Raw genomic sequence first — 5,083 nt, 5'->3', positions numbered from 1 at the left:
CAGCGTCGCACCCCGTGCGGGTGCGTGGATTGAAATATTCCGCACACCTCTATGTTATATTTTGGCATAGTCGCACCCCGTGCGGGTGCGTGGATTGAAATATCCGATACTGCCGATTGTTTGTATTCTGATTCGTGTCGCACCCCGTGCGGGTGCGTGGATTGAAATATCACCGTCTACACCGCAGCACTGGAAGAAGCCAAGCGTCGCACCCCGTGCGGGTGCGTGGATTGAAATGCACATGGGCTTGTTTCTCCTTTAGTTCTGAGAGATCGCACCCCGTGCGGGTGCGTGGATTGAAATCACGCCGGAGCAATAAAGTATTGCATAGCCAGTTGTCGCACCCCGTGCGGGTGCGTGGATTGAAATGTGGAGGGTTCTCGACATTAAAGAGTTCCACGCGAGTCGCACCCCGTGCGGGTGCGTGTGGATTGAAATCGCAATCAATCTCCTATACCATATGATGGATGAGGTCGCACCCCGTGCGGGTGCGTGGATTGAAATTGTCTCTGGGCGGATATATGGTCGGAACGTCGTTGTCGCACCCCGTGCGGGTGCGTGGATTGAAATAATCGACAAATTAATGTCAAAGCAATCTCCATTATCGTCGCACCCCGTGCGGGTGCGTGGATTGAAATCTCGTCCGTGAGGTCGCGCTCCTGCTTAACGATGGTCGCACCCCGTGCGGGTGCGTGGATTGAAATTGTCGATGCTTGCGAAGAGGCTAGAAAAGAAGGGGTCCCACCCCCTGCGGGTGCGTGGATTGAAATCACCGTAGGTCGAATCTGTACTTGAATGGTTAGCGGTCGCACCCCGTGCGGGTGCGTGGATTGAAATACATCCGGTAATGCAGCAATCGTAACATTCGGCATCGTCGCACCCCGTGCGGGTGCGTGGATTGAAATAAAGCACTTATGGAGTGGATTACACAGACAAATAGTCGCACTCCATGCGGGTGCGTGGATAGAAATGTTACAACGTCCGCAGTAATGCCGTATGGGAGCAAGTCGCACTCCGTGCGAGTGCGTGGATTGAAATCTTGTCGTACTCAGCCACTTGTCGGTTGTACTCAGGTCGCACTCCGTACGAGTGCGTGGATTGAAATCATGTCATGGGAGCCTTTGGCGCCAATGTGTTCAGTCGCACCCCGCGCGGGTGCGTGGATTGAAATGATGATTTGATTTTGCAGCAGAAAGAGGATTTTCTGTCGCACCCTGTGCGGGTGTGTGAATCAAAAAACGTCTGATCCAGTGTCGTTGACCACACGAATTGTGTCGCACTCAGTGCGCAACGTGGGTTGAAATTTCGCCGCCAGACATCGGAGACTTCGTATGCTGGCGGCGTGCCCTGTATGAATATGAAGTGAACTCATCATCCCCTTTTTGAATTATTTTTAACAAGCGAAAGCCTTCACTACGACTTAAGCTCACCCTTTGAACGGAAAATTTTCCGCACATTTCTTTTTCAGCTTCAGAAAATTTACCTGATGTGTCAGACTTATTTCCGTGCAGCAGTAGAATTCAAGAATCTAATCCGGTTATTGGGTGCCTTCGCTGGTGAAGGCAATTTGTTATTTCTATAGAGAAAGAGCGAATGAACGGATGCCATGCGATGCTATTTTTATAACCTTGAATTGGGAGTACTTTCTGCATATTAATGTATAAAAAATGAAATCATAGATAGTTGCATGATATTTTCATGAAAAAAGTAAGCGTTCACAGCTCTGTAACGGAGTTGAAGATTTTTGATGGAATTTGGATAATAATGATTGTTTTTTGCTCGATTTATGTTACTATATGGTCAGTTGGAGGAATGAAGATGCTAACCGAAGAACGCCACGGAATGATAATACAGCGCTTACAAGAGAAGGGCGTCGTCAAGATGCAGGAGCTGACGGATTTGCTCGGGGCTTCGGAATCAACGGTGCGGCGGGATTTAATTGATCTTGAGAGCCGTAATTTGCTGAAAAGGGTGCATGGCGGAGCTTCGCTGCTGCCCCATAAGAGCCAGGAGCTTGGCATGGAGGAGAAAACCTTCAAGAACATTCAGCAAAAAAATTCCATCGCCCGTTCGGCTGCCGCTCAGCTGCTCGATGGTGAATGTATTTATCTGGATGCGGGAACAACAACGTTAGCGATGATTTCCCATATTGACGCCAAAGATGTGACTGTCGTGACAAACGGGTTGTCCCATATTGAAGAGCTGGTAAGGAAGGAAATTTCCAGTTATCTGCTTGGCGGCATGATGAAGAGCCATACCAAAGCGGTAGTCGGAAGCATTGCGCTTCAGAACATGGAGAACTTCCGTTTCGATAAATGCTTTCTGGGTACAAACGGTGTAGACGCCGAAATGGGATACACAACGCCTGACCCCGAAGAAGCGCTGATCAAGAGACGGGCTCACCAGTTATCCGGCAAAACCTATGTGCTTGCGGATTCCAGCAAATTTGGGGAGATTGCTTTTGCCAAGCTGTTCGATTTGCGGGAGGCTGTTGTGATAACGGATACCGTTCCGGAAAGGCTGCGCCAATCCATTGCAAGTAAAACCAAAATAATTGAGGGGTAAATTATGATCTATACTGTAACGCTTAACCCTTCCATCGATTATATCGTGGAGGTTGAAGACCTGAAGCTCGGCGACTTGAACCGGATGAAGCGGGATTTGAAGCTTCCCGGCGGCAAGGGGATTAACGTATCCCGTGTGCTGGACCAACTGGGGGTAGACAATACGGCTCTCGGATTTCTCGGTGGATTTACCGGCCGGTATATCGCGGACAAGTTGAGTGAAGACTCGATCAAGAGCGATTTCGTGTTCGTAGCAGATGATACCCGGATCAACATCAAGCTTAAACACGGGGATGAGACGGAGATTAATGGTCTTGGTCCTGTGATCCGGGACGAGGAAGCGCAGCTGCTGCTGGACAAATTGTCCCATTTGCAGGAGAACGACATTGTGATTTTGTCCGGAAGTGCGCCGCCTTCTCTTGGAGGAGATTTCTATCAGAAGCTGATTCAAGCCTGCGGACAATCCGGAGCGGAATTCGTCATCGACACTACCGGCAAGGCTCTGCTTAACGCGCTGGACCATAAGCCGCTGCTGGTGAAGCCGAATCATCACGAACTGGCTGAACTGTACGGCGTTACGATTGAATCTCTGGACGAGATCATTACGTACGGCCGCAAGCTTCTGGAAGAAGGAGCGAAGCATGTGCTGATTTCTATGGCCGGCGAAGGCGCCTTGCTCATTACCGAACAAGAGGTGTATCGCGCTACAGTGCCGTCCGGGACAGTGAAAAATTCAGTGGGCGCGGGCGATTCAATGATAGCCGGTTTTGTCGGCACGCTGTTTCTTACGGGAGATCCGATTGAGGCATTCCGTGCGGGAGTTGCCTCGGGAAGCGCTACTGCATTCTCCGATGACCTGGCAACGAGGGAGGAGATTGAGCGGCTGCGTCCGCAGGTTGAAATTAACAAGCTCTAGTCACTCGGGGAGTTAATTTGGAAGATGTGCGATGCGCACTTATGAATTTAAGGGGAGTTGAACCTGAATGAGAATAACGGACTTGATGATCAAACAGACGATGATCATGGATTTGCAGGCCACAACCAAGGAAGCGGCAATCGACGAGCTGATTGCAAGCCTTGCCAAGCACGGCCGGATTAACGATCCGGTGCTGTTTAAGGAAATGATTTTGAAGCGTGAAGAAGAGTCCAGTACAGGCATCGGCGGCGGAATTGCCATGCCTCACGCCAAGACGAAAGCTGTCAATGAAGCAACGGTTGTATTTGCGAAAAGCGCCGGCGGCGTGGAGTTTGAATCATTGGACGGAGAGCCAGCGCATCTGTTCTTCATGATCGCCGCTCCCGAAGGCGCGGCCAATACGCATCTGCGTACGCTTGCGGCCCTTTCCCGGTTGCTGATTGATTTTGAATTCATCGAACAACTGAAGAATACCAAGACGCCGGATGAAGTAACGGCGCTCTTCGACAACAAACAAGCGGAGCAAGAAGCAGCCAAACAGGCGGAAGAGGCCGAAGCCAAAAAGGCAGAAGCAGCCAAAGCCGAGCAACCGTCCAAGGACGGCGTGATCGTCGGGAATCCAGACAATCCGGAAGCGTTTGTAATCGCTGTTACCGCTTGTCCAACAGGCATTGCTCACACCTTTATGGCAGAGGATGCTCTGAAGAAGAAAGCGAAAGAATTAGGCATTAACATCCGCGTCGAAACCAACGGTTCCGAGGGCGCCAAGAATGTGCTGACTCCGGATGAAATCCGCCGCGCAAGCGGTGTAATCGTTGCCGCCGACAAACAGGTGGAAATGGCCCGGTTCGACGGCAAGCCGGTGCTGCAAAGACCGGTAAGCGACGGTATCCGCAAGGCTGAAGAGCTGATTCGCAAAGCGGCTGCCGGCGATGCCCCGATCTACCAAGCTCAAGGCAAAGCCGCTTCGGGTGCGCCGGCTGCGGGCAAGACCAGCATCGGCGGCAAAATCTATAAAGATTTGATGAACGGTATTTCCCATATGCTGCCCTTTGTGGTTGGCGGGGGTATCTTGCTCGCCATTTCCTTCTTGTTCGAGCAGATTGCAAGCGTAGACAATCCGATTGTCAAGCTGCTGCAAACGATCGGCGGCGGCGACGGAGCCTTCCACTTCCTGATTCCGATTCTGGCAGGCTTCATCGCGATAAGCATCGGCGACCGTCCTGCGCTGATGCCCGGTATTGTCGGCGGCTTTATGGCGGCGAGCTCCAATGCCGGTTTCCTTGGCGGTCTTGCCGCAGGTTTCCTCGCCGGTTATATTGTGCTCGGACTGCGCAAGGTGTTTGCGGGCATCCCCAAGACGCTTGACGGTCTGAAGCCGATTCTGCTGTACCCGGTATTCGGTCTGCTCGTTACCGGCGCTATTATGTACTACTTGTTCGATCCGTTCTTTAGCTGGATCAACACGGGCCTCATCGACGTCCTGAACAATCTTGGAACCGGCAACGCCGTTCTGCTCGGGCTTGTCCTTGGCGGCATGATGGCGATTGATATGGGCGGTCCTTTCAATAAAGCGGCTTATACCTTTGCCATTGGCGTCTTC

At 51.5% G+C, this 5,083-nt stretch carries 3 protein-coding genes and 1 CRISPR repeat array; all 3 genes read left to right on the top strand.

Annotated elements, in window-relative coordinates; all coding sequences use genetic code 11:
- Positions 1-4: 4 nt before the first annotated feature.
- Positions 5-369: a CRISPR direct-repeat array (repeat unit 32 nt; unit sequence GTCGCACCCCGTGCGGGTGCGTGGATTGAAAT).
- A 1,449-nt stretch (positions 370-1,818) separates the two neighbouring features.
- On the top strand, positions 1,819-2,565 hold the full coding sequence (locus L692_RS0113955) for a DeoR/GlpR family DNA-binding transcription regulator (RefSeq protein ID WP_025700761.1): 747 nt from the start codon (positions 1,819-1,821) through the stop codon (positions 2,563-2,565).
- 3 nt (positions 2,566-2,568) lie between these two features.
- Complete coding sequence (gene pfkB / locus L692_RS0113950; protein ID WP_025700759.1) at positions 2,569-3,480, top strand: 1-phosphofructokinase; 912 nt, start codon at positions 2,569-2,571, stop codon at positions 3,478-3,480.
- Positions 3,481-3,547: 67 nt separating this feature from the next.
- A partial coding sequence (locus tag L692_RS0113945) for a PTS fructose transporter subunit IIABC (protein WP_025700757.1) occupies positions 3,548-5,083 on the top strand: 1,536 nt, incomplete at its 3' end.

It is taken from the genome of Paenibacillus forsythiae T98 (assembly GCF_000520735.1).
GTDB lineage: Bacteria > Bacillota > Bacilli > Paenibacillales > Paenibacillaceae > Paenibacillus_AQ > Paenibacillus_AQ forsythiae.
This window is presented reverse-complemented; position numbering and strand designations above follow the sequence as displayed.

Excerpts from the sequence above, each read along its gene's own strand:
- pfkB (WP_025700759.1), top strand. The coding sequence starts at position 2,569 with ATGATCTATACTGTAACGCTTAACCCTTCCATCGATTATATCGTGGAG.
- L692_RS0113955 (WP_025700761.1), top strand. The coding sequence starts at position 1,819 with ATGCTAACCGAAGAACGCCACGGAATGATAATACAGCGCTTACAAGAG.